The sequence below is a fragment of the Flexivirga caeni genome (genome assembly GCF_003724155.1).
GTDB lineage: Bacteria > Actinomycetota > Actinomycetes > Actinomycetales > Dermatophilaceae > Flexivirga > Flexivirga caeni.
Genome location: NZ_RJJQ01000011.1, coordinates 168294 through 193473, shown reverse-complemented (window position 1 = coordinate 193473; position 25180 = coordinate 168294). Strand labels below are relative to the sequence as shown.

At 69.2% G+C, this 25180-nt stretch carries 22 protein-coding genes and 2 riboswitches; of the genes, 11 read left to right on the top strand and 11 right to left on the bottom strand.

Going from position 1 to position 25180, the window contains the following annotated elements; all coding sequences use genetic code 11:
• Positions 1–4: 4 nt before the first annotated feature.
• From EFY87_RS12135 to EFY87_RS12120, 4 genes are all read right to left on the bottom strand, one after another.
• The gene (locus EFY87_RS12135) at positions 5–781 is read right to left on the bottom strand and encodes a hypothetical protein (protein ID WP_123271727.1); all 777 of its coding nucleotides are present in this window, start codon (positions 779–781) and stop codon (positions 5–7) included.
• Positions 778–1752: an ABC transporter ATP-binding protein gene (locus tag EFY87_RS12130; protein ID WP_123271726.1), complete on the bottom strand. Its 975-nt coding sequence runs from the start codon at positions 1750–1752 to the stop codon at positions 778–780. The genes EFY87_RS12135 and EFY87_RS12130 overlap by 4 nt, the downstream gene beginning before the upstream one ends.
• Before the next feature lie 223 nt (positions 1753–1975).
• Entirely contained in the window at positions 1976–2659 is a 684-nt protein-coding gene (locus EFY87_RS12125; protein WP_123271725.1) for a response regulator, read from the bottom strand.
• On the bottom strand, positions 2656–3795 hold the full coding sequence (locus tag EFY87_RS12120; protein WP_158607615.1) for a sensor histidine kinase: 1140 nt from the start codon (positions 3793–3795) through the stop codon (positions 2656–2658). Before EFY87_RS12120 ends, EFY87_RS12125 begins: the two co-directional genes overlap by 4 nt.
• Before the next feature lie 77 nt (positions 3796–3872).
• Between EFY87_RS12120 and EFY87_RS12115 the strand changes: the two genes are divergently transcribed.
• On the top strand, positions 3873–4655 hold the full coding sequence (locus EFY87_RS12115; RefSeq protein WP_123271723.1) for a DNA-formamidopyrimidine glycosylase family protein: 783 nt from the start codon (positions 3873–3875) through the stop codon (positions 4653–4655).
• A 1-nt stretch (position 4656) separates the two neighbouring features.
• Here the strand turns inward: EFY87_RS12115 and EFY87_RS12110 are convergent, their stop codons facing one another.
• The 4 genes from EFY87_RS12110 to EFY87_RS12095 all read right to left on the bottom strand — a co-directional run bounded on the left by EFY87_RS12110 (position 4657) and on the right by EFY87_RS12095 (position 7852).
• Complete coding sequence (locus tag EFY87_RS12110) at positions 4657–4956, bottom strand: helix-turn-helix domain-containing protein (protein ID WP_123271722.1); 300 nt, start codon at positions 4954–4956, stop codon at positions 4657–4659.
• A 108-nt stretch (positions 4957–5064) separates the two neighbouring features.
• The gene (locus EFY87_RS12105; RefSeq protein ID WP_220093605.1) at positions 5065–5556 is read right to left on the bottom strand and encodes a CinA family protein; all 492 of its coding nucleotides are present in this window, start codon (positions 5554–5556) and stop codon (positions 5065–5067) included.
• Positions 5557–5558: 2 nt separating this feature from the next.
• The gene (gene pgsA, locus EFY87_RS12100; protein ID WP_342769121.1) at positions 5559–6335 is read right to left on the bottom strand and encodes a CDP-diacylglycerol--glycerol-3-phosphate 3-phosphatidyltransferase; all 777 of its coding nucleotides are present in this window, start codon (positions 6333–6335) and stop codon (positions 5559–5561) included.
• Positions 6332–7852 (bottom strand): MiaB/RimO family radical SAM methylthiotransferase, encoded by a 1521-nt coding sequence (locus tag EFY87_RS12095; RefSeq protein WP_123271721.1) that lies wholly within the window; start codon positions 7850–7852, stop codon positions 6332–6334. The genes pgsA and EFY87_RS12095 overlap by 4 nt, the downstream gene beginning before the upstream one ends.
• A 57-nt stretch (positions 7853–7909) precedes the next feature.
• Here EFY87_RS12095 and EFY87_RS12090 point away from each other — a divergent pair, with 57 nt between their 5' ends.
• The 7 genes from EFY87_RS12090 (at position 7910) to EFY87_RS12060 (ending at position 17025) form a co-directional block, all read left to right on the top strand.
• Positions 7910–9109 carry a dipeptidase gene (locus EFY87_RS12090; protein WP_123271720.1) on the top strand — a complete coding sequence of 400 codons (1200 nt, stop codon included), beginning with the start codon at positions 7910–7912 and terminating at the stop codon, positions 9107–9109.
• Positions 9110–9335: 226 nt separating this feature from the next.
• Positions 9336–9437, top strand: coding sequence for a K(+)-transporting ATPase subunit F (kdpF, locus tag EFY87_RS12085; protein WP_220093604.1), 102 nt, complete (start codon positions 9336–9338; stop codon positions 9435–9437).
• Positions 9437–11083 carry a potassium-transporting ATPase subunit KdpA gene (gene kdpA, locus EFY87_RS12080; RefSeq protein WP_123271719.1) on the top strand — a complete coding sequence of 549 codons (1647 nt, stop codon included), beginning with the start codon at positions 9437–9439 and terminating at the stop codon, positions 11081–11083. The genes kdpF and kdpA overlap by 1 nt, the downstream gene beginning before the upstream one ends.
• 41 nt (positions 11084–11124) lie before the next feature.
• The gene (gene kdpB, locus EFY87_RS12075; RefSeq protein ID WP_123271718.1) at positions 11125–13194 is read left to right on the top strand and encodes a potassium-transporting ATPase subunit KdpB; all 2070 of its coding nucleotides are present in this window, start codon (positions 11125–11127) and stop codon (positions 13192–13194) included.
• A gap of 5 nt (positions 13195–13199) precedes the next feature.
• A complete protein-coding gene (gene kdpC, locus EFY87_RS12070) occupies positions 13200–13778 on the top strand; it encodes a potassium-transporting ATPase subunit KdpC (RefSeq protein ID WP_123271760.1) in 579 nt (192 codons plus the stop codon).
• Positions 13779–13831: 53 nt separating this feature from the next.
• Entirely contained in the window at positions 13832–16351 is a 2520-nt protein-coding gene (locus EFY87_RS12065; RefSeq protein WP_123271759.1) for an ATP-binding protein, read from the top strand.
• Entirely contained in the window at positions 16348–17025 is a 678-nt protein-coding gene (locus EFY87_RS12060) for a response regulator transcription factor (protein WP_123271717.1), read from the top strand. The genes EFY87_RS12065 and EFY87_RS12060 overlap by 4 nt, the downstream gene beginning before the upstream one ends.
• Positions 17026–17049: 24 nt before the next feature.
• Here the strand turns inward: EFY87_RS12060 and EFY87_RS12055 are convergent, their stop codons facing one another.
• Positions 17050–17793 (bottom strand): hypothetical protein, encoded by a 744-nt coding sequence (locus EFY87_RS12055; protein ID WP_123271716.1) that lies wholly within the window; start codon positions 17791–17793, stop codon positions 17050–17052.
• Entirely contained in the window at positions 17786–20554 is a 2769-nt protein-coding gene (locus EFY87_RS12050; RefSeq protein ID WP_220093603.1) for a DNA translocase FtsK, read from the bottom strand. The genes EFY87_RS12055 and EFY87_RS12050 overlap by 8 nt, the downstream gene beginning before the upstream one ends.
• A gap of 170 nt (positions 20555–20724) precedes the next feature.
• Between EFY87_RS12050 and EFY87_RS12045 the strand changes: the two genes are divergently transcribed.
• On the top strand, positions 20725–21195 hold the full coding sequence (locus EFY87_RS12045; protein ID WP_181445483.1) for a GNAT family N-acetyltransferase: 471 nt from the start codon (positions 20725–20727) through the stop codon (positions 21193–21195).
• A 315-nt stretch (positions 21196–21510) separates the two neighbouring features.
• On the opposite strand, the gene EFY87_RS20025 is transcribed toward EFY87_RS12045, so the two are convergent.
• Positions 21511–22116 (bottom strand): hypothetical protein, encoded by a 606-nt coding sequence (locus EFY87_RS20025; RefSeq protein ID WP_148043316.1) that lies wholly within the window; start codon positions 22114–22116, stop codon positions 21511–21513.
• Positions 22117–22442: 326 nt separating this feature from the next.
• Positions 22443–22555, top strand: a riboswitch (SAM riboswitch).
• A 52-nt stretch (positions 22556–22607) separates the two neighbouring features.
• Between EFY87_RS20025 and EFY87_RS12035 the strand changes: the two genes are divergently transcribed.
• Positions 22608–23993: an aminotransferase class V-fold PLP-dependent enzyme gene (locus tag EFY87_RS12035; protein WP_245988608.1), complete on the top strand. Its 1386-nt coding sequence runs from the start codon at positions 22608–22610 to the stop codon at positions 23991–23993.
• A 317-nt stretch (positions 23994–24310) separates the two neighbouring features.
• Positions 24311–24450: riboswitch (cyclic di-AMP (ydaO/yuaA leader) on the top strand.
• 4 nt (positions 24451–24454) lie between these two features.
• Positions 24455–25147, top strand: a complete 693-nt coding sequence (locus EFY87_RS12030) for a LysM peptidoglycan-binding domain-containing protein (protein WP_123271714.1) — start codon at positions 24455–24457, stop codon at positions 25145–25147.
• Positions 25148–25180: the final 33 nt, after the last annotated feature.

Sequence of the window (25180 nt, the reverse complement as noted above, 5' to 3'; positions counted from 1 at the left end):
GATGTCAGCTGGTCACATCGCGCCGCTGCAGGAGCACCGCGACGAGTACGAGCGCGACGACGGCATACAACGCGAGTCGCAGCACCAGCGTGATCCCGGTGACGACGGCGGTCTCGGGCGCCACGACATAGCGCAGCAACAACCCGGGAAACCACTGTCCGCCGAACGACAGCCGGTCACCGAGGATGTTCTCCAATGGACCGGCCCACACGATCCCGGCGCCGAGCCCGATCGGAACCGACCGGGTCACCGTGCCGATCATGGTGCCGAATACACCCCAGCCGACCACGAAGCACATCGTCCGCAGGTAGTCCTCCGCCGCCATGCGCCATGAGGCCAGGTCGAGCCAGGCGCCGGTGTCGATGCCCTTGCCGGGCGCCATGGCGTATGCCGTGACGATCCCGGCCAGGAAGAGCACGGCAACCACGACGGCCCCGACCGCGATCCGGGCGGCGAACGTCCCGGCCGCCAGGACGACTCGGCGGGGTTGCTGCAGCAGCGAGGCTCGCCACGTGCCCCGGGTGAACGAACCTGCGCTCATCCCGACGAAGAGCGCCAGGATCAGCACCGAGGTGAAGGACACGGCCGCGCGGACCGCAAGCGTGGCTCCTCCGGACTGACCGAGTGCCTGCAGGCTCACGCCGCCGGCCGCGCGCGGGGGCGCCTGATCGATCATCACGACGGTCAGGATGGCCGAGTAGACGATCGTCAGCGGTATGGCGATCAGCCAGGTTCGCTTGGCGGACAACCGGATCCACTCCGCGGTGAACGTGTTCTTCATGATCTGGTTCCTGTTCCGACCAGGTCGAGCACCCGGTCCTCGAGTGACTGACGTTGGTGGTGGAGTTCGACCAGGCGCACGCCGTCCTCGATCGCACAACGGCTCAGCTCACCGGCCAGCTGCGCGGGGTCGCCGCGGCCCACCTCGACCGCGAAACCATCCGCGCGGCGCTCGACGGCCAGGCCCCGGCCGGACAGCATCCTGCCCAGCGCGTCGTTGTCGGAGGTGTCCAGCCCGCGCAACAGGATGACCTCGGCGCGCGAGCCCGGCAGATCCTGCAGTGCCCCCGAGTAGCGCAGGCCGCCCTGGTCCAGCACGACGACCCGGTCGCAGACGTGCTCCAGCTCGGCCAGCAGGTGCGACGAGATCAGCACGGTACGGCCCTGCGCCGCGATCCGGCGCACCATCGCCCGGATGTCGCGCATCCCCGCCGGGTCGACGCCGTTCGTCGGCTCGTCCAGGACGACCAGCTCGGGGTCACCGAGCAGCGCCGCACCGATGCCCAGCCGCTGCTTCATGCCCAGGGAGTAGGACCGATACGGATCCCCCTCTCTCCCCTGCAATCCCACCAACTCGAGCACCTCGGGTATGACGCCACGGTTGTGTCCGCCCAGCCGCGCGAAGTAGTGCAGGTTGTCCCGGCCGGACAGGTTCCCGAAGAAAGCCGGACCTTCGATGAGTGCACCGACGCGCGAGAGGTAGTCGCCCGGGCGGGACAGGTCGTGTCCCAGGACGGTGCCGCGACCGCTGGTCGGGCGAACCAGGCCGAGCAGCATCGCCATGATGGTCGTCTTGCCCGCACCGTTGGGGCCGATCAGGCCGGTGATCGAACCTCGTGCGAGGTGCAGGTCGACGCCGTCCACCACCGTGCGCCGGCCATACCGTTTGGTCAGCCCGGTCACGGCGACCACGTCCACCCGCTCGGCGTCGCGCGCATTGTGTCCGGGCCGGGTTTGCTTCTGTGCATTCATGATTCAAGCGTGGCCGGCCGCAGTCGCGCGAGCATCGCCCTGACGTGGAGATCGTCATACGTCAGCTGTTGAGGCGCCGGGCAGGCTTCGATACGTTCCCCCCGCTTCGCTCCTCCACCACTCAGCCGACCACCGTCTGGCTGGCCGGCTCCAGGTATGCCGATCGCGCGGTATGGCGCGCGCTGGGCATGCTCGGCAGCTCGCCCACCCTCCGCTCGGCGAGTCAGTCCGGAGCAGGCGGACCGGCGAGGCCGTGCTGGTAGGCGATCACCACGAGTTGGGCGCGATCGCGCGCATGCAGCTTGGTCATCGCCCGGCTCACGTGGGTGCGCACCGTCGCCTGGCTGACGAACCAGCGCCGGGCGATCTCGTCGTTCGACAAGCCTTCTCCGACCAGCCCGACCACCTCGCGTTCGCGCTCGGTCAGCAGTGCGGCAATCGGCGACGGCTCGCGTCGTACAGCGGAAGCGCCGGCATCCGGTTGCATCGCGAACCTGGCAATCAGCCGACGGGTGACCGTCGGAGACAGCAACGCGTCGCCTCCGGCGACGACGCGCAGCGCCCGCACGAGCTCGTCCGGCTCGGTGTGCTTGACGAGGAAGCCGCTGGCGCCGAATCGTAAGGATTGAAAGACGTATTCGTCAAGATCGAAGGTCGTCAGCATCACTACCCGGACACCGCGAAGCTCCGGGTCCGAGGTGATCTGCCGCGTCGCCTCCAACCCGTCCAGGTCTGGCATCCGGATGTCCATCAGCAACACGTCGGGCCGCAGCCGCCTGGCCGCGTCGACCGCCTCACGCCCGGTGGTCGCCTCGGCGACGACCTCGATGTCCGGCTCCAGCCCGACGAGGGTGGCGAATCCACGACGTACCAGCGCCTGGTCATCGGCGACAACAACGCGAATCACGCTGTCGTCCAATGAGCTTGGATGGCGTAGCCGCCTTCGGGTCGCGGCCCGTGCCGCAACACGCCACCGGTTGCACGGACACGCTCCGTCATACCGACCAGGCCGTGGCCGCCGCCCGGAGGTTGCGCGATGCTGCCGATCGCCGGGCCGTCGTCCGTCAACTCCACGCGCAGCTCCGTGCCGTCCGACCGCAGCACCAGCCGCAACCGTCCGCCCGGCGCGTATCGCACGGCATTGGTCAGTCCCTCCTGCACGACCCGGTATGCCGCCGCCTGCACCGGCGCCGGAATCCCCTGCAATTGCCCACGATCGACGTTCACGTGCAAGCCGGCCTCCCGCGCACGCTCGACCAGCTCATCGATCTCTCGCAGGTCCGGTTGCGGCCGGGTCGGGGCCGTGCCCGGCTCGCGCAGCGAGCCCACGATCGCGCCCAGCTCAGCGAGCGCATCGCGGCTGGCGATCCGCGCCGCGCGCGCCGCCTCCGCCGCTTGCCGCGGCTCGTCATACGCCAGTCGCTCGGCGAGCGCGGCCTGCACGGTAATGGCCGTGAGCGCGTGCGCGACACTGTCGTGCAGGTCCCTTGCCAGCTCGAGTTGCTGCTGCACCTGAGCTCGCATCTGCTGCTGCTGCACCACTTTCCGGCGTTCGAGCGCACGATCGGCCACCGTCCGCAACCACTCGGCCAGCACCAGTGCGGCGATGCCCCAGCTCACGACGATGGTCACGCGGGTGATCAGGTTCGGGCCGCCGCCCAGCCAGGCGCACAGTGCGACGGCAAGCACGGCAAGCGGCCCGAGTCGCAGCGCGAGGCGACGCTCGCCGTAGAAGCCGAAGCAGAAGACGCCGAGCGGCAGGAGGAAGTAGGTCGGCCCGTTCGGGTAGTTGCGCAGCAAGTAGACGCCGACGGCCACGCACGGCACCACCAGGCTGGCGAGCGGCGAGATCCGGCGCGCCAGCACCGCCGCCATACCCACCAGCCCCACGGAGATCGCGACTGCGTCGATGCCGCGCTCACCCCCACCGTGGGCATGCAACTGGTTCGCCGACCCGATGACGGCGACCGCACCGAACGCAGCGAGCACGTCCAGCAGATGCCGCTGCCACCACGGGGGGACGACGCGTGCGAGGTCAGTCATGCCGCCAGCGTAGGCAGCCCGGATGCGCCGATCGTCATACCAGTGTTGAGATGATGTGGACATGAGGAGCGCGGCCCGTGCCTGAAGGCGACGCTGTATGGCGCACCGCCCGGCGTCTCGACGACGCGCTGCGCGGTGGAGCGCTCGTGGGGTGCGAGCTGCGCTGGCCGAGCCTCGCCGGCACGCGGCTGCATGGCATGACGACACTGGAGATCGTGCCGCACGGCAAGCACATCCTGCACCGCCTCGACTCCGGGCTCACCCTGCACAGCCACCTGCGAATGGAAGGGTCGTGGCGGGTGCGGCGCACGGCCGACATGACCCCGAACACCGTGCGCAACAACGACATTCGCGCGTTGCTGGCGACCGCGGAGCGCACCGCGATCGGGTTGCGGCTGGGCATGCTCGACCTGGTCGACAGTCGCGACGAGCGACGACTTGTCGGCCACCTCGGCCCCGATCTGCTCGCCCGCGACTGGCACGACGATGCGGCTCACACCGCCCTCACCCGGTTGCGCAGTGCGCCCGGGCGCCTGATCGGCGCGGCGCTGCTCGATCAGCGCAACCTGGCCGGACTCGGCACGATCTGGACCACTGAGACGCTCTTTGCACGGCGCATCGACCCGTGGGCGCCGGTGCAGGCCCTCTCGGACGAGAGGCTGCTCTCCGTCGTCGACACCGCACACCGCTTGCTGGTCGCGTCGATCAGCCGGACCGGATACGTCGACACCGCAGCGGCATACGGGCACATCGGCGAACCCTGTCCACGGTGTGGCCGGCTGCTGCGAAACGGCCGGATCGGCGAACCGCCGACGCAGCGATCGCTGGTCTTCTGTCCGGGCTGCCAGGCGCGGGCGTGACTCAGGCCGCGGAGGAGACCACGGCGGCGGAGTCGGGGACCGGCAGCGGCACGGGCGCCGCCAGCTCCTCGGCGGCGGCGAGCCGCTGGGACACCGACAGCAGCGCCTCGGACATGCGCACGCCGAGCGCATCGCACACGGCCGCCAGCAACTCGGAGGACGCTTCCTTCTCGCCACGCTCGATCTCGGAGAGATATCCCAGCGAGAGCTGGGCCGCCTGCGCGACCTCCCGCAGCGTGCGTCCCTGCTCGCGACGCACGCTGCGCAGCACGCCACCGAGCTCACGACGGAGCAGGATCATGGCGCCTCCCTCGGCATCGACAACGGAACGAACGCCCTCAGCTTAGCTCCCGGCACCGTCAGCCCACCGGGAGGACGCTCCACGCATCGATCAACACCCGCCGCCCGGTCAGACATTCCCGCTCCCGGACACGCACGAAGCAAGCAGCTCCAGCACCGCGTCCACGGTCTGCTCGCGGATCGCGGCCCGGTCTCCGGACAGTTCCAGCATGCGCACCTCGTCGACCGGCACCCCTGGCGCGTCGTCCCAGCCGACCGCGATGAACACCCGACCCACCGGCACGTCGTCCTGAGGGTCGGGACCGGCGACGCCGGTCGTCGCCAGACCGTGCGTCGCGCCGAGCAGCCGCCGCACACCGTGCGCCATCTGCCGCGCCACTTCGGCCTGCACCGGGCCACCGGCGGCCAGCAGCCGCTCACCGACGCCGAGCACGCTGGCCTTCACGTCTGTCGCGTATGACGTGACGCTCCCCCGCACCACCGCACTCGCACCGGGAACGGCAGTCAGCGCGGCACACACCAGGCCGCCGGTCAATGACTCGGCCACCGCGACGGTGTCTCCGCGCCGGGCCAGCGCCGCGATCAGTTCCGCTCCGGACACGATCAGCTCCCGCCTGTCGCCCGGCGTGCCCGGCGGGCTCGCGAGCGTTCGCTGTTCTCGCGCAGCTTGAGCGCCCGGAAGACATAGTCGACACCGGTCGCGACGGTGATCGCGAGCGCGGCGATCATCACCACCCAGGCGACCACGTCGAACCACCCGGTGATGGGCAGCAGGAAGAGCCCGATCGCCACCGCCTGCAGCACGGTCTTCAGCTTGCCGCCACGGCTGGCCGGCAGCACTCCGTGCCGGATGACCGACAGCCGCAGCAGGGTGATGCCGACCTCGCGGATCAGGATGACGGCGGTGACCCACCAGGGCAGCCGCCCGATGACGGACAGGCCCACGAGCGCCATACCCATCAGGGCCTTGTCCGCGATCGGGTCCATCATCTTGCCGAAATCGGTGACCAGGCCACGGGATCGAGCCAACTGCCCGTCGATGCGGTCGGTGACCGAGGCGATCGCGAAGATGATCACGGCGATCGTGCGAGATCCGGTGTTGTGCCCGCCGTCGGCCAGCAGTGCCCAGCCGAAGAACGGCACGAGCAGGATGCGGAACATCGTCAGCGCGTTGGCGATGTTCCAGGTGCTGACGCCGGTGCTGGGGGTGGACGCCGGGTCGGGCATCGGTGGCGCGATCAACGGCTCACCGGCCGCGCGCCGCCGCTCGAACTCCGCACGGCGGCGCTCGATCTCGGCCCGCGCGATCGGTTGCCGCACCTTGTCCACGGCCGGTTCCTCGCGAGCGGTGGGCCGGTCCTCGCGACGGGCCGCGCTCACGCGGTGGACCCCGCGGGCTGCGCGACGAGGTCAATGCCGACCGTGCCGGTCACCCGCGCCACGACCACGTCGCCGACGGCGACACTCCCCGGCTCGACCGTCAGGATCGTCTCGCCGTCGACGTCCGGCCCCTGCTGACCCGCCCGACCGCGCACCTGTACCCCACGAAGTTCTCCGCTCGTGCCTCGCTCCGATACTTCGTGGGGGCCCCAAAATTCGGCGTCGTCACCGTCGGCGGTGCCGTCGGACTCGACGAGCACCTCGACGGTCTCGCCGACGCGATCGGTCGCGCGCTGCTCGTTCAGCTGCTCCGCCAGCGTGCGGAAGTGCTCCAGCCGGGCGGCGACCTCGGCGTCGGGCAGCTTCCCGTCATACGTCTCGGCCTCGGTGCCATCCTCGTCGGAGTAGCCGAACACCCCCACCACGTCGAGGTTCGCCTGCACCAGGAAGTCCTCGAGCTGCTCCAGGTCCTCGTCCGTCTCGCCCGGGAAACCGACGATCACGTTGCTGCGGATGCCAGCGTATGGCGACCGCGAGCGCACGTCGGAGAGAAGCTGCAGGAAGGAGTCCTTGTCGCCGAAGCGGCGCATCCGGCGCAGCAACGGGCCGCTCGCGTGCTGGAAGGAGATGTCGAAATAGGGCACGACGCCGGGCGTCGACGTCATCACGTCGAGCAGGTCAGGACGAATCTCCGCGGGCTGCAGGTAGGACACCCGCACCCGCGAAATGCCTTCCACCGCAGTGAGTTCCGGCAGCATCGTGTCCAGCAGCCGCAGGTCCCCGAGGTCCTTGCCGTATGACGTGGAGTTCTCCGACACCAGAAAGATCTCGCGCACGTCGTGCTGTCCCAGCCAGCGCGCCTCGGCGAGCACGTCGGCGGGCCGGCGCGACACGAACGCACCCCGAAAGCTCGGGATCGCGCAGAACGCACACCGGCGATCACAGCCGGAGGCGATCTTCAGCGGAGCCCACGGCCGCCCGTCCAGCCGGGCCCGGATGACCCGCGGCGACGAGGCCGGCGATGCGACGTCGACGTCGTCCGGGCGGCGTATGTCGCCGTGGCCGGGCTGCGCGACGCCCGCGCCCTGGCGGTCGACCGGGCTGATCGGCAGCAGCCGGCGCCGATCGGACGGTGTGTGCGAAGCAGGCGCGTGGCCGCCCAGGACGGCGCTCAGCTGGGCGGACATGTCGGCGTAGGTATCGAAACCGAGCACCGCGTCGGCCTCGGGCAACTGGGCGGCGAGTTGTTCGCCGTACCGTTCGGCCAGGCAACCGACGGCGACCACGGCCCTGGTGCGGCCGTGCTCCTTCAGGTCGTTCGCCTCCAGCAGCGCGTCGATCGAGTCCTTCTTGGCCTGCTCGACGAAGCCGCAGGTGTTGATGACGGCGACGTCGGCGTCGGCGGCGTCGTCGACCAGCGTCCAGCCGGCGCCGGCCAGCCGGCCGGCGAGTTCCTCGGAATCGACCTCGTTGCGAGCGCACCCCAAAGTGACCAGAGCGACGCTGCGGGATTCCATGGGTCCAACTCTATGGGACGCGGCCCCGGCCACCGCCACCCGTGATGTGATGGCGGTATGGCGAACACCGACACCTCCTCCAGCCTCGACCACGTCCGTGCCCTGCTGGCGCAGCACCCGCTGATCGACGGCCACAACGACCTGCCCTGGGCGGCACGCGACCTGGTGCAGTACGACTTCGACAAGCTCGACCTGGCCGCCGGCACCGCCGACCGGACACACACCGACATCGTCCGGCTGCGCGAGGGGTGCGTCGGAGGGCAGTTCTGGTCGGTCTACGTCCCCTCGAACCTGCCTGGCAGCGCCGCCGTCACGCAGACGCTGGAACAGATCGACGCGGTCCATCAGATGATCGGCCGGTGGCCGGACACGTTCGGGCTGGCGCGGACCGCCGACGAGGTGGAGTCGGTCTTCGCCTCCGGTCGCGTCGCGTCGCTGCTGGGCGCGGAGGGCGGTCAGTCGATCGACAGTTCACTCGCGGTGCTGCGGATGATCTACGTCCTCGGGGTGCGTTACATGACGCTGACGCACAACGACAACAACCCGTGGGCCGATTCGGCGACCGATGAGCCGGTGCACGGCGGGCTGACCCGCTTCGGCGTCGAGGTGGTCCGCGAGATGAACCGCATCGGGATGCTGGTCGACCTCTCGCACGTCAGCGCCGACACCATGCGCGCCGCGCTCGCGGTCTCCGAGGCGCCGGTCATCTTCAGTCACTCCTCCGCGCGTGCGGTGTGCGACTACCCGCGCAACGCTCCCGACGACGTCCTGGAGACGCTGCGCGACAAGAACGGCGTGATCATGTCGACCTTCGTGCCCGGCTTCGTGTCCCAGGCGTGTGCGCAGTGGCGCAATGACGCCGCGGACGCCGCCCGCGACGCCGGCATCACGCCCACCGACCTGGGTGCCTTCGGACCGTTCGCCGACCAGTGGGCGCACGAGCACCCGATGCCGGTCGCGACCCTGGACGACGTGATCGCGCACTTCGTGCACATCCGCGAGGTCGCAGGCATCGACCATCTCGGAGTGGGCGGCGACTTCGACGGTGTGTCGGTCCTGCCCGAGGGGCTGGGCGACGTCTCGGCATACCCGAAGGTCTTCGCCGCGCTGCACGATCTCGGCTGGTCCGACGAGGACCTCACCAAGGTCGCCGGCGGCAACGTGCTGCGCGTGCTGCGCGACGCCGAGGCCGTGGCCCGTGACCTGCAGACCACCCGGGGCCCGAGCGTCGCGACGATCGAGGAACTCGACGGCTGACGCGGCGGGCGCCGTTTCAGCGCCCTAAACCTCGACCGTCGAGACTTCGGGACCAGCCCGCAATTCCACAAGGACCAGTAGATGGTGCACTGAAGCGCACCATCTACTGGTCCTCCCGCTCGGGACCTCGCCGACTCCGCGCCCGCGAACAACGCCGTCATGCGTTAAGAAACCGTCAAGAGGCGCAAAGGCCGCGTCAACGGGGCAGGTTCGGCGCGCGCGCCGGATGACGCTGGATGCCATGACCGAATATCTCGTCGCCGGCATCATTGCCGTCGCGCTCCTGGCGTATCTCGTCTACGCCCTGATTCGCCCGGACAAGTTCTGATGAGCGAGTGGGTCAGCGGCGTACTCACGATCGCGTGCCTGGTCGCGGTGCTCGCCGCTGTGCACGTGCCTCTCGGCGACTACATGGCCAAGGTCTTCACCAGCGAAAAGGACCTCGCCATCGAGCGGGTGTTCTATCGCGCAGCCGGTGTGGATCCGAAGTCCCAGCAACGGTGGACACGGTATGCCGTCTCGTTGCTGACGTTCTCCGGCATCGGCATCGTCGTGCTGTGGCTGCTGTGCGTCTTCCAGGGCCGCTTACCGCTCGACCGCGGCGCGGCAATGGACTGGCACACCTCGATCAACACGGCCGTCTCGTTCGTCACCAACACCAACTGGCAGAGCTACTCCGGTGAGTCGGGCGCGAGCGCGTTGCTGCAGACGACCGGGCTGGCCGTCCAGAACTTCCTGTCCGCCGCTGTCGGGCTGGCCGTCGCGGTGGCGCTGGTGCGCGGCCTGGTTGCGCGCAAGACCGGCCTGGTCGGCAACTTCTGGGTGGACGTGGTCCGCGCGACCATCCGAATCCTGTTGCCACTGTCCGTAATTGCCGCGATCGTGCTGCTGGCCGGCGGGGTCGTCCAGGACCTGTCGGCACCGATGGTCATCGACACCATCACCGGCTCGCACCAGACGATCGAGAGCGGACTGGTCGCGAGTCAGGAGGCCATCAAGGAGCTCGGCACCAACGGCGGCGGCTACTTCAACGCCAACTCGGCGCACCCTTTCGAGAACCCCAACGGGTTCACGAACCTTTTCGAGATCTTCCTCCTGCTGGTCATCCCGTTCTCCCTGCCGCGCACCTACGGCCGGCTGGTCGGCGACAAGCGCCAGGGGTATGCCGTGCTCGGCTTCATGGCGTTCCTCTGGACGACCATGCTGATCGTCATCACCTGGGCCGAGCAGGCCGCCTCACATGCGGCGACCGGCGCGATGGAGGGCAAGGAGGTTCGCTTCGGCGTGTGGGCCTCGGCGTTGTTCGCCAACTCGACCACGTCGACCTCGACAGGTGCAGTGAACTCCTGGCACGAGTCGTACAGCCCGATCGGCGGCGGCGGCGCCCTGGTGAACATGCTGCTCGGCGAGATCAGCCCGGGTGGTGTCGGATCCGGTTTGTATGGCGCGCTCATCGTCGCCATCCTCGCGGTGTTCATCGCCGGCCTGATGGTCGGGCGCACGCCGGAGATCCACGGAAAACAGGTGGGGCGCAAGGAGATCACCTATTCCGCGCTCTATTCGGTGACCACTCCCGCGCTCGTGCTGCTCGGCACCGCGTCGGCGCTGATGGTCAGGAGCGCGAAGGGCGCCATACTCGCGACCGGCCCGCACGGCCTGAGCGAGATCCTCTACGCCTACGCGTCGGCGGCGAACAACAACGGTTCGGCGTTCGGCGGACTGAGCGCTGATCAGCCGTTCCTCAACCTGACGCTCGCCGTCTGCATGCTGCTCGGCCGCTTCCTGCCGACCATCGCGGTGCTCGCGCTGGCCGGTTCCTTCGCGGCACAGCATCGCCGGCCCACCACGGACGGCACGATGCCCACGCACACCCCGCTCTTCGCGGGCCTGATGGTCGGAGTGGCGCTGCTTGTCACCGGCCTGACGTTCCTACCCGTGCTCGCTCTCGGCCCACTCGCGGAGGCCTTGCGATGAACCAGCGGAGCGAGCGATCAGAAGAAAGCACCACAGACGTCATGACTGCTGAACCTGCTTCTGCGGCAACGCATCCGACCAAGAACGAGTCACCGTCGTCGCTCTCCAACCTCTGGCGACAGCTGGGCCCGGCACTGCCTGGGGCGCTGGTGAAGTTCGACCCACGGCATCTGTGGCGGCAGCCGGTGATCTTCGTGGTGTGGGTCAGCGCGGTGCTCACCACGGTGCTGGCAATCGGCCACCCCTCGTGGTTCGCCTGGCTGGTGTCGGTGTGGCTGTGGGCGACGATCTTCTTCGCCAATCTTGCCGAATCGGTGGCCGAGGGGCGTGGCAAGGCCCAGGCGGACAGCTTGCGCAAGACCCGCGCGACGGCAACCGCCCGGCGTCTCACCGACACGGGCGAGGAGGAGATCGCCGCCTCCGATCTGCACCTGGGCGACCGAGTCGTGGTCGGGGCCGGGCAGCAGATCCCGGGCGATGGCGATGTCGTGGAAGGCATTGCCACCGTTGATGAATCGGCCATCACCGGCGAATCGGCGCCCGTGGTCCGCGAGGCCGGGGGCGACCGGTGCGCGGTCACCGGGGGCACCACCGTGCTGTCGGACCGGATCGTCATACAGATCACGGCGAAGCCGGGCGAGACCTTCATCGACCGGATGATCGCGCTCGTCGAGGGTGCCGAACGGCAGAAGACCCCCAACGAGATCGCGCTCGGCATCCTGCTGACCGTCCTGACGATCATCTTCCTGCTCGCGGTCGCGACGATCCCGCCGTTCGCCGGCTGGGCCGGTCACCGCCCGAGCGTCACCGTGCTCGTCGCCCTGCTGGTCTGCCTGATCCCCACCACCATCGGGGCACTGCTGTCCGCGATCGGCATCGCGGGCATGGACCGGCTCGTGCAACGCAACGTCCTGGCGATGTCCGGCCGCGCGGTGGAAGCTGCGGGCGACGTGACCACGCTGCTGCTGGACAAGACCGGCACCATCACGCTCGGCAACCGGCAGGCGTCCGACATCGTCGTCGTCGGCGCCAACGACGCGGCCGAGGTGCACCGGCTGGCGCACCTGTCCTCCCTCGCCGATGAGACCCCCGAGGGTCGCTCGATCGTCACGTGGACTGCGGATCAGCTTGGTACGACGATGGATTCGCCCGCCGACGCGGTCGTGGTGCCGTTCACCGCGCAGACCCGGATGAGCGGCCTGGACCTGCCGGACGGCACCATGCTGCGCAAGGGAGCGGCAGCCTCGGTCGCCAAGCTCGTCCGGGAGACCGGCGGCACCGGGGCCGACGCCGCCATGGAGATCGCCGACCGCATCTCGGCGGCAGGCGGCACCCCGCTCGTCGTCGCGGCCGGCCGCCAGGGCGGGTCGATGAACGCCGTCGGCGTCATACATCTGAAAGACGTCATCAAGCCCGGTATGGCGGAGCGCTTCGCCGAGCTGCGCAAGATGGGCATCCGCACGGTGATGATCACCGGGGACAACCCGTTGACTGCCAAGGCAATTGCCGACGAGGCCGGGGTCGACGACTTCCTTGCCGAGGCGACGCCCGAGGACAAGATGCGGCTGATCAAGGCCGAGCAGGAAGGCGGCCGGCTGGTCGCGATGACCGGTGACGGCACCAACGACGCGCCGGCGCTTGCCCAGGCCGACGTCGGCGTCGCCATGAACACCGGCACCTCGGCCGCCAAGGAAGCCGGCAACATGGTCGACCTCGACTCGGACCCGACGAAACTGATCGACATCGTCGGCATCGGCAAGCAGTTGCTGATCACCCGCGGCGCGCTGACGACGTTCTCGATCGCCAACGACCTGGCGAAGTACTTCGCGATCATCCCGGCGATGTTCGTGGCCAGCTACCCGGGCCTGACGGATCTGAACATCATGAAGCTGCACTCGGCGAACTCGGCGATCCTGTCGGCGGTCATCTTCAACGCGCTGATCATCATCGCGTTGATCCCGTTGTCGCTGAAGGGTGTTCGCTATCGTCCGCTGCGCGCCGACCAGCTGCTCACACGCAACATCCTGATCTACGGAGTCGGCGGAGTGATCGTCCCGTTCATCGGCATCAAGCTCATCGACCTCCTCGTCCAGTTCCTCCCCGGGATGTGATCCTCATGGCAACGTCATCACTCACCATCGGCCGCCAGACACTGGCTGCGGTCCGGCTGTTCATCATCCTCACCGTGCTGCTCGGCGTGATCTACCCCGCCGTCGTCTGGGGCGTCGGGCGCGTCGCCTTCCACGACCAGGCCACCGGATCACTGATCCGTGTGGACGGCAAGGTGGTCGGCTCGTCGCTGATCGGGCAGCAGTTCACCGGTGCGCAGTGGTTCCACGGCCGGCCGTCGGCCACGAACTACACCGGCAGCACCAGTGGCGGCTCCAACCTCCCTGCGGACGACAAACGCCAGGAAGCCGCGGTCGCGGCACGCGCGAAGGCGCTCGCCGGCCTCGGCGGGACAGCTCCCGACGCGCTGACCATGAGCGCCAGCGGGCTCGATCCGGACATCTCCCCGGCATACGCGAAGTTGCAGGCGCCATCGGTCGCCAAGGCGCGGGGCATCTCCCTCGCCGAGGTCGACAAGCTCATCGCGGCCGCGACCACCGGCCGAGACGTCGGGTTCCTCGGCGAGCCGAAGGTCGACGTGCTGCGACTCAATCTCGCGCTGCAGCGCCTGACCGCGAAGGGGTGAGCCGGATGGACGGCCAGGAGGCAGTCACCGAGCTCAGCGGGGACAATCGTCGTATGACGCGTGGCCGCCTCCGCATCTACCTCGGTGCTGCCCCGGGTGTGGGCAAGACCGTCAAGATGCTGCAGGAAGGCCACCGCAGGCAGCAACGCGGCACCGACGTGGTCGTGGGCGTCATCGAGACCCACGACCGCGCCTACACCGCCGAGCAGCTCGAAGGGCTGGAGATCGTCCCGCAGCGGGAGCTCCGGCACGGCGACACCGTGCTGCACGAGCTGGACGTCGATGCGGTGCTGCGCCGCCGGCCGGACGTGGTGCTCGTCGACGAGCTGGCACACCGGATCATCGGCGGCCCCCACGAGCGCCGCTGGCAGGACATCGAGCAGTTGCTGGATGCCGGCATCGACGTGCTGTCCACCGTCAACGTCCAGCACCTGGAGTCGCTGAACGACGCCGTCTTCCAGATCACCGGCGTCCGGCAGCAGGAGACAGTGCCGGACGCGGTGGTGCGGGCGGCCGACCAGATTGAACTGGTCGACATGACCCCGGAGGCCCTGCGCCGCCGGCTCGCGCACGGGCACGTCTACCCCGCCGAGCGGGTCGACGCAGCGCTGGCCAACTACTTTCGTGGCGGAAACCTCTCCGCGCTGCGCGAGCTCGCGCTGCTGTGGACCGCAGACCGGGTCGACGAGGCATTGTCGCGCTACCGCGACGATCACGACATCGAGTCGATCTGGCCGGTGCGCGAGCGGGTCGTCGTCGCACTCACCGGCGGTCCCGAGCAGGAGACTCTCCTGCGACGCGGCGCGCGCATCGCCGGCCGCGGCGCCGGCGGGGAGCTGTATGCCGTGCAGGTCGTCTCCGACACCGGCCTGCGCGACGTGAAACCCGAATCAGCTGCTGCGGCAAGGCAACTCGTGACCGAGCTGGGCGGAACGATGCACACGGTCACCGGCACCGACGTGGGCGAGGCGATCCTGGAATTCGCGCGCGGCGTCAATGCCTCCCAGATCATCATCGGCGCGTCGCGGCGCACCCGGCTGCAGCGGATCTTCGGCCGGGGCGTCGGCGACACCGTCGTCGACGGGTCCGGCGACATCGACGTGCTGATGGTCTCCCACGAACTCGCCCACGGCGGCCGACGCCCGGCGGTGACCTGGGTCGGCGTCGGGCTGCACCGGGAAGTGGCCGGCTGGCTGCTCGCCACCGTGGGGCTGCTGGTGCTCACGGTGCTGCTGGACCGCACCGCGCACACTCACGCACTCCCCCTCGAGATGTTGATCTACCTGGCCTACACGGTGCTCACCGCGATCGTCGGCGGCATCTGGCCGGCGTTGGCGACTGCCGTGCTGTCCAGCCTGGTGCTGAACTGGTTCTTCACCTCCCCAACCGGAACTCTGACGATCAACCAGCCAGAGAACGTCGGCGCCGTGCTGGTCTTCGTGATCGTGGCCGCGTCTGTGTCGTGGGTCGTGCACCTCTCGGTCCGGCGCACCTCGCAAGCCGTTGCCGCAGAATACGATTCGCGGGTTCTGGCTGAGCTCACCCACTCGCTGCTGGCTGTCAAGGACCCACTGCCCGAGCTGCTGGGCCAGGCCCGCGACCTCTTCTCGGTGACCGGCGCGGCCATCGTCCGCACGACGCACTCGGGCGTACCCGGTCAGCCGGTGATGGTCAGCGGTGAGGTGCCGCTGACCGAGCTGGAGGCGCGGCTGAGCCGGGTCCCCATCGACGAGGACCACCAGTTCGTCCTCGGCGGGGACGTCGTGGACGCCAGCCAGCAGCGACTGATGGAGGCCTATGCAAGCGTGGCGGCCGCCATACTCCACCGCAACGAACTGGCCCGGCAGGCGGCCGCGGCCGCCGGGCTGGCCAAGGACAATCGCTCGCGTGCAGCTCTTCTCGCGGCGGTCTCGCACGACCTGCGGACCCCGCTGTCCGCCATCAAGGCCGGCGTGTCGAGCCTGCGCAGCACCGACATCCGGCTCACCCCCGCCGATCAGCGAGAACTGCTGGAAACCGTTGAGGATGCTACCGATCGGTTGGACGGGCTGATCGAGAACCTGCTCGACATGTCCCGCATCCAGTCCGGCAACATCACTGCACGCACCGACGACGTGCTCGTCGCCGACCTGGTCGCGCACACGCTCCGCTCGGTCAGCGCCCCGGACCGCGTGCACGTCTGGCTGCCGGACCCGCAGGTCAGCTGCCTCGCCGACCCGGGTCTCGCCGAACGCGTGCTCGCCAATCTGGTGGAGAACTCGTTGCGCTATTCCCCCGGCCGCCAGGAGGTCGTCATCTCGGCCGAACGCCTCGGTTGCTGGGTCGAGGTGCGCGTCGTCGACCGTGGCCCCGGCGTCCCGGAGTCGCAGCGCACCGGCATCTTCGCGCCTTTCCAGCGGTATGGCGACAGCCCGCGCGGCAACGGCGTCGGGCTCGGCCTGGCCGTCGCCAAGGGACTCACCGAAGCAATGGACGGCACCCTGGACGCCGAGGACACTCCCGGCGGCGGACTCACCATGTGCGTGCGCCTGCCCGTCGTGCCGCCGGCCGATCCCGTGGAAGGACACGCATGACCAAGATCCTGGTGGTCGACGACGAGCCCGCACTGGTGCGCACGCTCAGCATCAATCTGCGCGCCCGTGGCTACGAAGTCACGCACGCGTTCGACGGCCGCACCGCGTTGCAGTGCATTGCCGAGGACACCCCGGACGTGGTGGTGCTCGACCTGGGGCTCCCCGACCTGGATGGCGTCCAGGTCATCCGCCGGGTCCGCCGCACCAGCGAGCTGCCGATCATCGTGCTGTCCGCCCGGCACGACTCCGACGACAAGGTCGAGGCACTCGACGAGGGCGCTGACGACTACGTCACCAAACCGTTCGGCATGGACGAGTTGCTCGCGCGGGTACGAGCAGCCGTGCGGCGCCGCACGCCCAGCTCCGCGCACCCCGAGCCGGTGCGCACCGACCACTTCACCCTGGACTTCGCCGAACGGGTCGCGACACGCGACGGCAGCCCGGTGAAGCTGACGCCCACTGAGTGGAACCTGCTGGAAGCACTCGCGATCCGGCCCGGTCACCTGGTGCCGCAAGCCGAACTGCTGCGCGAGGTCTGGGGTCCCGGCTATGAGAAGGACACCCACTACCTGCGAGTGTATGTCGCGGGGCTGCGCCGCAAGCTGGAGCCTGAACCCGGCCGCCCGCGCTACCTGCTGACCGACCCCGGCCAGGGCTACCGCTTCAGCTGCTGACCGGCCACGGGCAGAGCCGGGGATTCAACTGCTGACCGGCTTGCGCCGCATGGCATGCGCGGCCAGGACCACGAGGCCGGGGATCCACCCGACCCACGCACCCCAGACCAGACCGCTGTTCGCGAACGTCCCGGCAGCCCCGGGCATCGTGGGACCGGTCGACCAGATCTCCACAGCGGCCACGCCCGCAATGCCGCCGCCGATCACCACCGCCAGCCACCCGGCGAGGAACACCGCGAAACCGCCGTTGCCCGCGCGGGTGGACATCGTCGCGGCCATTATCAGCACGAGCGAGACCACCAGGATGATCACCACCCCGGCCAGCAGCGCCGTGAGATATTTTCCACTGCTGCCGGCCGGCCAGGGCAGTGTGCCGAGCAGGCCGAGCAGGTAGCCCTTGAGCGTCCCGGGGTTGCGGGAGACGTTGTGCAGGACCGCTTGATAGTTGGCGTAGGAGCTCGCGACCGCGAGCAGGGCCGCGACGACGGCGCCGAGGATCGCCGCCGGGAAACCGCTCGACCCGCGATCGACCGGCAGCATGGGCCGGCCGGATGCAGGTATGCCGGATGGCGGCGCAGGCGCGTAGCCGGGGACCGGCCGCTGGTAGCCCGCCTGCGGCTGCGGGGCTCCTGCCGGCATACCGAACGGCGGCGTGTTGCCGGTGGGCCGGCGTGCGTACTGAGCGGTGTCTCCTGATGCCGCCCGCGGCACCGACGGCGGCGGACCGTCGCGGCGGATCTCCTGGGTGCGGTCCTCGTCGTCAGTCATCGCGCCGGTCCGTCAGCTGCCAGGCGTCCTCGCTGCCGTCGGAGTCGTCGTCGGCCGCGGCGTCATACGGCTGCTCGCCGGGCAGCGGATCGTCGCCGCGCAGCAACGCGAGAGTGGTGGGCAGGTCGTCGGGTTTGACGAGCACGTCGCGGGCCTTCGAACCCTCCGACGGGCCGACGATGCCGCGGCTCTCCATCAGGTCCATCAGCCGGCCGGCCTTGGCGAAACCGACCCGCAGCTTGCGCTGCAGCATCGAGGTCGAGCCGAACTGGCTGTTGACCACGAGCTCGGCCGCCTGCAGCAGCAGGTCGAGGTCGTCGCCGATGTCCTCGTCGATCTCCTTCTTCGGCGCGGAGACCTGCACGTCGTCGCGATAGCGGGGCTTGAGCTGGCCGCGAACGTGCGAAACCACTTCTTGCACTTCGGTTTCGGTGACCCACGCGCCCTGCACGCGCATCGGCTTGGAGGCGCCCATCGGCAGGAAGAGGGCGTCACCCTGACCGATCAGCTTCTCGGCGCCCGGCTGGTCCAGCACCACGCGCGAGTCGGCGAGTGAGGAGGTGGCGAACGCCATGCGCGAGGGGACGTTGGCCTTGATCAGGCCGGTGACCACGTCGACCGACGGGCGCTGGGTCGCCAGCACCAGGTGGATGCCTGCGGCGCGGGCGAGCTGGGTGATGCGGACGATCGACTCCTCGACATCGCGCGGCGCGACCATCATCAGGTCGGCGAGCTCGTCGACGATGACCAGCAGGTAGGGGTAGGTCTGCATGACCCGCTGCGACCCCGGCGGCGGAGTCACCTTGCCGGCGCGCACGGCCTTGTTGAAGTCGTCGATGTGCTTGTAGCCGAACGCCGCGAGATCGTCGTAGCGCGTGTCCATTTCGCGCACGACCCACTGCAGCGCCTCGGCGGCCTTCTTGGGATTGGTGATGATCGGTGTGATGAGGTGCGGAATGCCTTCGTATGCCGTGAGTTCCACCCGCTTGGGGTCGACCAGCACCATCCGCACCTCGTCCGGGGTCGACCGCATCATGATCGAGGTGATCATCGAGTTGACGAAGGACGACTTGCCGGCGCCGGTCGCACCTGCGACCAGCAGGTGCGGCATCTTCGCGAGATTGGCGATGACGTAACCGCCTTCGACGTCCTTGCCGACGCCCATCACCATCGGGTGCGTGTTGCTGCGCGCGGTGTTGCTGCGCAACACGTCGCCGAGGCTGACCTTCTCGCGGTCGGTGTTGGGGATCTCGATGCCGATCGCGGACTTGCCCGGGATCGGCGACAGGATGCGGACGTCGGCGGAGGCCACGGCATACGCGATGTTCTTGGAGAGAGCGGTGACCCGCTCGACCTTGGTGCCCTGGCCGAGTTCGACCTCGTAGCGGGTCACCGTCGGACCGCGGGTGAAGCCGGTGACTTGCGCGTCGACGCCGAATGAGTCGAGCGTGTCGGTCAGTGCCTCGACCACGCGGTCGTTGGCGGCCGAGCGAGACTTCGGCGGGGTGCCGGGCTGCAGCACGTCGTTCGGCGGCAGCGTGTAGGTGACGTCGCCGGCCAGCTGGAGTTGCTCGACACGCTGTGGCAGCGGTGTGGTCGGGGGCGCCTGCAGCGGGACGTCGGTCGTGGGGGCCTCGGGCGGGCCGCCCTTGGTGCCGGGCAGCGGCATCGCGCCGCGCCGGTCGGAGGCAGGCTTGCCGGCGCCGCGTGTGTCGGCGGGCGTGCTTTCGACGGCAGGCGCCTCGTGTGCACCGTCATACGGCTCGGAGTCGCCGGGGTCCTTCTCCCCCGGCCGCAGCACCCGGCCGCTCTTGGTGCGCCTCGGGGTGACGATCGCCGCCTGCTCGAAGGCCTCGTCGCCGTCCAGGCCGGGGTCGCCCTCCGCGCTCTTGCCCTTGCGCCGGCGGCGGCGCTTGCCGCCGTCAATCTGGTCGCCGTGCAGGTCTTGCGCAACCGCGTCGATGGCTTCGTCACCGTCGTCGTGAAGACTGCTGTGCGCGAAGAGCCGCTCGCGCAGCACCGCGAGGCGAGCGGGGATCATCGTCACCGGCGTCGCCGTCATCACCAGCACGCTGAAGACGAGCAGCAGCACCAGCAGCACCATGGCGCCGGCCGTGTGCACGGCGGCGACGACCGGGCTGCTGGCCAGGAATCCGATGATCCCGCCGGCGCCGCGCAATGCGGCGGTCTGGTTCGGTTGCGGAATGCCCTTGGCAATGCTGGTGATCCCGCACACCGCGATCGCGAAGAGCGCCAGGCCGATCATCACCCGGTTGGTGCCCTGATCACCTCGCGGTGAACGCATCAGGTGCACGCCGGTCAGCACCAGCACCAGCGGCAGGACGAGCGCACCGAGACCGAAGGTGCCTGCGACGATGGCGTGTATGACGCTGCCCGCCGGGCCGCTCAGACTCCACCACTCGCGAGCCGCAATGACCACGGCTGCCGCGATGAGGGCGAAACCCAGCCCGTCACGGCGGAGTTCGGGCTCGAGATCGCGCGCGGAGTGCCCGACGCGACGCGCCGCACCGCCGGCGACGTGGGCGACACCCATCCAGGTGCCTTTGGCGGCGCGCAACGGCAGCGGCAGTCCACCGCTGGCGGGCTTGCCGCCGGACCGGGCCGTGGCGCCGGTCGCCTTCTTGGCCGGCGGGCGCGTCGAACTGCGCCCCGAGGCGGGACGTGAACGCGCACCGGACCCGCCCGACCCGGACTTGCTGCGGGTCGCGCGCGCGGTCGACGAGGACGAGCGAGTAGCCACTGAACCACCGTACGCGAGAGTCTCACCAGCCTCATACGAAACACGCCGGGCTCCTGGCGCGTGACGCCGCCCGGGGCGCCGGATCGAGAGCCGGTGCGGCCGCCTGGAAGTAGACGCCAGGTGCGAAAATCCGTCGACCGCTCGCCAGCAGCCCGCGTAAGGTTCCGCCCGTGGTGGTCGCGACCGCACGCCAAGACGCGTGCCTACCAGGCGAAGTCGCTCGCTTGCTGGCGAGCGTGCCCGGGTGGTTCGGGGAGCCAGCCGCGAATGCGGATTACATCGAGGCAGCCCGCACCATGGAAACGTGGACCGTGAGGAATGATGCAGGCGTAGTTGTCGGCGTCATGCTGGTCAGGCGGCAGTTTCCGCACGCCGCCGAAATCCACCTGATCGTGGTCGACCGGTCGTCGCACGGCAAAGGAATCGGCTCAGAGATGCTGCGTGCACTTGAGGCCGATACGGCGCTGCACGGAGTGCGATTGCTCGAAGTGAAGACCTTGGGCCCGTCGAGCGCGGACGCCAACTACGCCCGGACCCGGCACTTCTACGAGAAGGCGGGATTCCTGGCAATGGATGAGACCGACCTTTGGGGCCCGGAAAATCCGTGCCTGATCATGGTGAAGCCTCTAGCCGAGCACTGAACTCCGGTCCCCTCGGAGTGGCACCAGCGTCCTGGCTGAATCGAGAGTCTGCAGATGCCTTCGCGTCGCGCCGCTGTGGCTCCGCAACTGCCGGTGGCTCGGGTTGCTTGCCGAATCGTGCCGCAGGAGTGGTTCGCGCTGGTTGGGCACAGATCTCGTGTTGCCGCCGTCTCGATGGCGAAAGACAGACGTTCTAATTGAGGGGTGGTCGACCTGACTTTGCCTACGCCACATGACCTTTCGTGAACGCCATGAGCAACACAGGGACAATAGTGGGCGTCCAACGCTTTGCGCTCATCCTCATCGGGATTCGGCTCACCTCATGGTAGTTGTCGACTGAAGTCCGACGCTGGGCGAAACGGTGAGGTACACCGCAGATCCCCACTGCGCTGCAACTTTCGCGGCGAATCCCGACGGGGTCGCATCAACGCCAATTTCGACAGCGTTCGCACTGTAATCAATACCCCAACGCCGAAGCGTGACACCGTTCGCCGCAAACAGCGACGATGCGGTGACCTGCGCGAGGACGCGATGGAGGTCGTCCAGCGAGTACCTGCACGGCTTGACCGTGACGGCGGCGCCCTCCTGCCGGAGAGCGGCAATAGCGTTATCCACGGACGCGGTGGGACCCTCATCAGCGGATGCGTTGGTGTCGTTGCCGGTGTCACACGCCGTCACCGAGGCGTCCCCCTCTGTTGCCACTCCGCCATAGCGCGACGGCACCGCATCGATCGCGGCCCGCAGGTTGTCGAGTCCGTGAAGGCGCGTCGCCGACGCAGCCAACGCCGCGTCGGTCTGACCTCTCGCGCCACTGCCGGGCGCCGCCCGAGATGGCACGATGGACACGATAAATGCCACAGCAAGAACGACCGGCGCAAGCCCGGCAACAGCAAACCTTCGTACCCTCATGACAAGGCCCATCCTCCCGTGGTCACGTAGACCGTCACCACACCGTGAATTAGGTCTAAGCCGACGTTCGGTCGCCGGCAAGAGGTATACGAGGAGGCGGATTCCTGGCACTCGATGAGATCCATCTGTGGGTCCGGAAAATCCGTGCCTGCTCACGGTGAACCTCTACCCGGGCACTGGACTCCGACCCCCTCGGCATGGCGCCAGGCAACCCTCGGCGCCCTGCCGAGTATGCCCAGCGCGCGCCCCACCGCGCGCTGGGCATACTCCCGCCGCAGTTCCCACGGTTCGGACACGGCTTCCACGGCGGTGATGAGCCGTAGTAACGTCCCGTCTCAGGTCATGAGTCTCAGCGCGAAGCCCCGGCTTGCTGAGCGGCAACCCTCCACCGCGGTGGGGTGCTCCGGGTGACGACCGGGCCGGCGTGACAACACGTCGGCAAGCGCGGATCGACTCTGCCTTGCATCTTCCGTCGATCCCTCGATCGGCGAAGGAGCAGCACGTTGAGCATCACCATCGACCCCCTGCAGGACACCGCGACCGCATCATTCGGTGCAGCCCGGACCTCACGCCCGGCGCCCTCACGCCCGGCACCGTCGCGGTCAGCCCAGAGCCTCCCGCGCACGGTGTCCGCCGAGCTCGGCGTCCCCACGGTGCACCGGACGGTCACCGACTACGCCAACTTCGACCACGGTGCGACGACCCCCGCACTCGTCTCCGTCGCGGAGGCGGTCCGGACGACCGAGCGTCGCTACGGCTCGGTCCACCGCGGAGCCGGCTACGCCAGCCGCGTCACGACGGCCTGGTTCGAGGCTGCGCGCGCCGAGGTCGCGAGCTTCGTCGGAGCCCGCCCGGGCGACGAAGTCGTCTTCACCCGCAACACCACCGACGCGTTGCGTCTCCTCGCGCACTGCCTCCCGCAGAACACGCAGGTCTTCGCCTGGGAGTCGGCACATCACGCCGCCCTGCTGCCGTGGCCGGAGGAGCGCACCACGCGCCTGCCGGTCCCGGGCAGCGCGGAGCACGCGGTGCGCCTCTTGCGCGAGGCGCTGCGTCATACGGACGCGGAACACACGCTCGTCGTGATCACCGGTGCCTGCAACGTCACCGGCGAGATCTGGCCGGTCGCCGAACTCTCCGCTGTAGCAAGGAAGTTCGGTGCCCGTACGGTGCTGGACGCCGCGCAATACGCACCGCACGTGCCCCTGGACATCGACGCCCTGGACGTTGACTGGGTCGCCTTCTCCGGCCACAAGCTCTATGCCCCGTATGGCGCAGGCGTGCTCGCGGGCCGGCGCGACTGGCTGGACGCCGCCGATCCCTACCTGCCTGCGGGCGGAGCGACGATACGTGTCCGCCGGGAGCGCACCGACTGGCAGACCGGCCCGGCCCGGCACGAGGGCGGCACGCCCAACGCCACCGGCGCCATCGCGATCGCGGCTGCCTGCGCCGCCCTGCGCGCGAACCGCGCCACGATCGAGGCGCACGAGGCCCAGCTCTACGCGCGCCTCTCGGCCGGGCTGTCGGCCATCGACGGCGTCCGCATCGTCAGCGCGCTCGGCGACCGGCCGAACGTCGGCGTCGTGACGTTCACAGTCGAGGGCTACGACCCGTCGCTGGTCTCGCAGGTGCTCGCGGACGAGCACGCCATCGCCGTACGCGACGGCCGGTTCTGCGCCCACCTGCTGTGCGATGCGATCGTGGGTGATGGCGCCTCCGCCGTCCGCGCCAGCCTGGGCCTGGCCACCACCGGCGAGCACGTCGACCGGCTGATCACCGGCGTGCGCCGCCTGGTCGAGGACGGCCCGGCGCTGTCCTACGTGCGCACCGAGGAAGGCTGGTCGGCGCCCGCCGACCCGCGCGACCTGTCCGAGCCGTTGCCCTGGTGACTTCACCGGCCGTAGTCCTGCGCATCGCAGACCGCCTGCGCGGTGCCCAGCCGGACGTATACCAGCGTGACAGATGTGACGCACGCCACCAGTGTTATGTGATCTCGCTGACTTTTTCCACAAAAGTCACGAAATGATCACGGTCCGACTTGGAAATCCTCGCCGGACCACGTAGTTTCATCGTTCGGTGGTTCAAACCTCGTCCCCCTGGCGACGGTACGACCCATCACCGGGACTGCGCCCCCTGTTCAGTTCCGGCCCCTACTGTCTGTGGCTCGCTGCGCACAACCTCGTCGAGCGGCCACCACAGCCCGGGATGGTCCCGGAGGCACGACGAGGATGGGGAACCCAATCTGGTTGCAACCGCAGCCTTGGGGTGAGAGCAGGTCCGCGGACCTGCCGGGCACCTGACAGCCCGACCCGACAGCTAACCCCGTATGCGCACGTCAGGAGAGGAATCAATGGACCTCAGCAAGAACCTCAGCAGCAAGACCCGCGTCGTCGGCATCGGGGTTGCCGCCGCCGCAGCGCTCGCCGCAGCCGGCGTCGCCACCGCAGGTAGCGCCCACGCTGCCTCGTTGAGCACCTGGGAGCGCGTCGCCGCGTGTGAGAGCGGTGGCAACTGGTCGATCAACACCGGCAACGGTTTCTACGGCGGCCTGCAGTTCACCCACTCGACCTGGATCGCGTATGGCGGTGGCGCCTACGCGTCCAACGCCAACCTGGCCAGCGAGTCGGCCCAGATCACCATCGCCGAGAAGGTCCTGGCTTCCCAGGGCCCCGGCGCCTGGCCGGTCTGCTCCGTCCGCGCGGGCCTGACCCAGGGTGGCGGCTCGCCCGTCACCGCACCGCCCGCGTCCTCGGCTCCGAAGCAGTCCGCTCCGCAGTCCTCCGCCCAGCAGCAGTCCAGCAGTGCACCGCAGACGTCGCGCTCCAGTGCGCGACCCACCTACACCGCACCCAAGGTCTCCTCGGTCCCGCAGGTCGCGATCTCCGGCAAGACCGTCACGGTCAAGGCCGGCGACACGCTGAGCCAGCTCGCCGAGAAGCTGCACATCAAGGGTGGCTGGCAGGAGCTCTACGCTGCCAACAAGGGCACCGTGAACAACCCGAACCTGATCTTCGTCGGCCAGCACCTGCACCTGCCGGCCTGATCCGATCGGATCGATTGCCGCTCCACGCGGCGA

Bases quoted from the DNA above. Each gene is read 5' to 3' on its own strand.
- kdpA (WP_123271719.1), top strand. From the start codon at position 9,437: ATGAGCGAGTGGGTCAGCGGCGTACTCACGATCGCGTGCCTGGTCGCG.
- EFY87_RS12135 (WP_123271727.1), bottom strand. From the start codon at position 781: ATGAAGAACACGTTCACCGCGGAGTGGATCCGGTTGTCCGCCAAGCGA.
- EFY87_RS12095 (WP_123271721.1), bottom strand. From the start codon at position 7,852: ATGGAATCCCGCAGCGTCGCTCTGGTCACTTTGGGGTGCGCTCGCAAC.
- EFY87_RS12065 (WP_123271759.1), top strand. From the start codon at position 13,832: ATGACGCGTGGCCGCCTCCGCATCTACCTCGGTGCTGCCCCGGGTGTG.
- EFY87_RS12060 (WP_123271717.1), top strand. From the start codon at position 16,348: ATGACCAAGATCCTGGTGGTCGACGACGAGCCCGCACTGGTGCGCACG.
- EFY87_RS12030 (WP_123271714.1), top strand. From the start codon at position 24,455: ATGGACCTCAGCAAGAACCTCAGCAGCAAGACCCGCGTCGTCGGCATC.
- EFY87_RS12120 (WP_158607615.1), bottom strand. From the start codon at position 3,795: ATGACTGACCTCGCACGCGTCGTCCCCCCGTGGTGGCAGCGGCATCTG.
- kdpB (WP_123271718.1), top strand. From the start codon at position 11,125: ATGACTGCTGAACCTGCTTCTGCGGCAACGCATCCGACCAAGAACGAG.
- EFY87_RS12130 (WP_123271726.1), bottom strand. From the start codon at position 1,752: ATGAATGCACAGAAGCAAACCCGGCCCGGACACAATGCGCGCGACGCC.
- kdpF (WP_220093604.1), top strand. From the start codon at position 9,336: ATGACGCTGGATGCCATGACCGAATATCTCGTCGCCGGCATCATTGCC.
- EFY87_RS12055 (WP_123271716.1), bottom strand. From the start codon at position 17,793: ATGACTGACGACGAGGACCGCACCCAGGAGATCCGCCGCGACGGTCCG.
- EFY87_RS20025 (WP_148043316.1), bottom strand. From the start codon at position 22,116: ATGGGCCTTGTCATGAGGGTACGAAGGTTTGCTGTTGCCGGGCTTGCG.
- kdpC (WP_123271760.1), top strand. From the start codon at position 13,200: ATGGCAACGTCATCACTCACCATCGGCCGCCAGACACTGGCTGCGGTC.
- EFY87_RS12110 (WP_123271722.1), bottom strand. From the start codon at position 4,956: ATGATCCTGCTCCGTCGTGAGCTCGGTGGCGTGCTGCGCAGCGTGCGT.
- EFY87_RS12090 (WP_123271720.1), top strand. From the start codon at position 7,910: ATGGCGAACACCGACACCTCCTCCAGCCTCGACCACGTCCGTGCCCTG.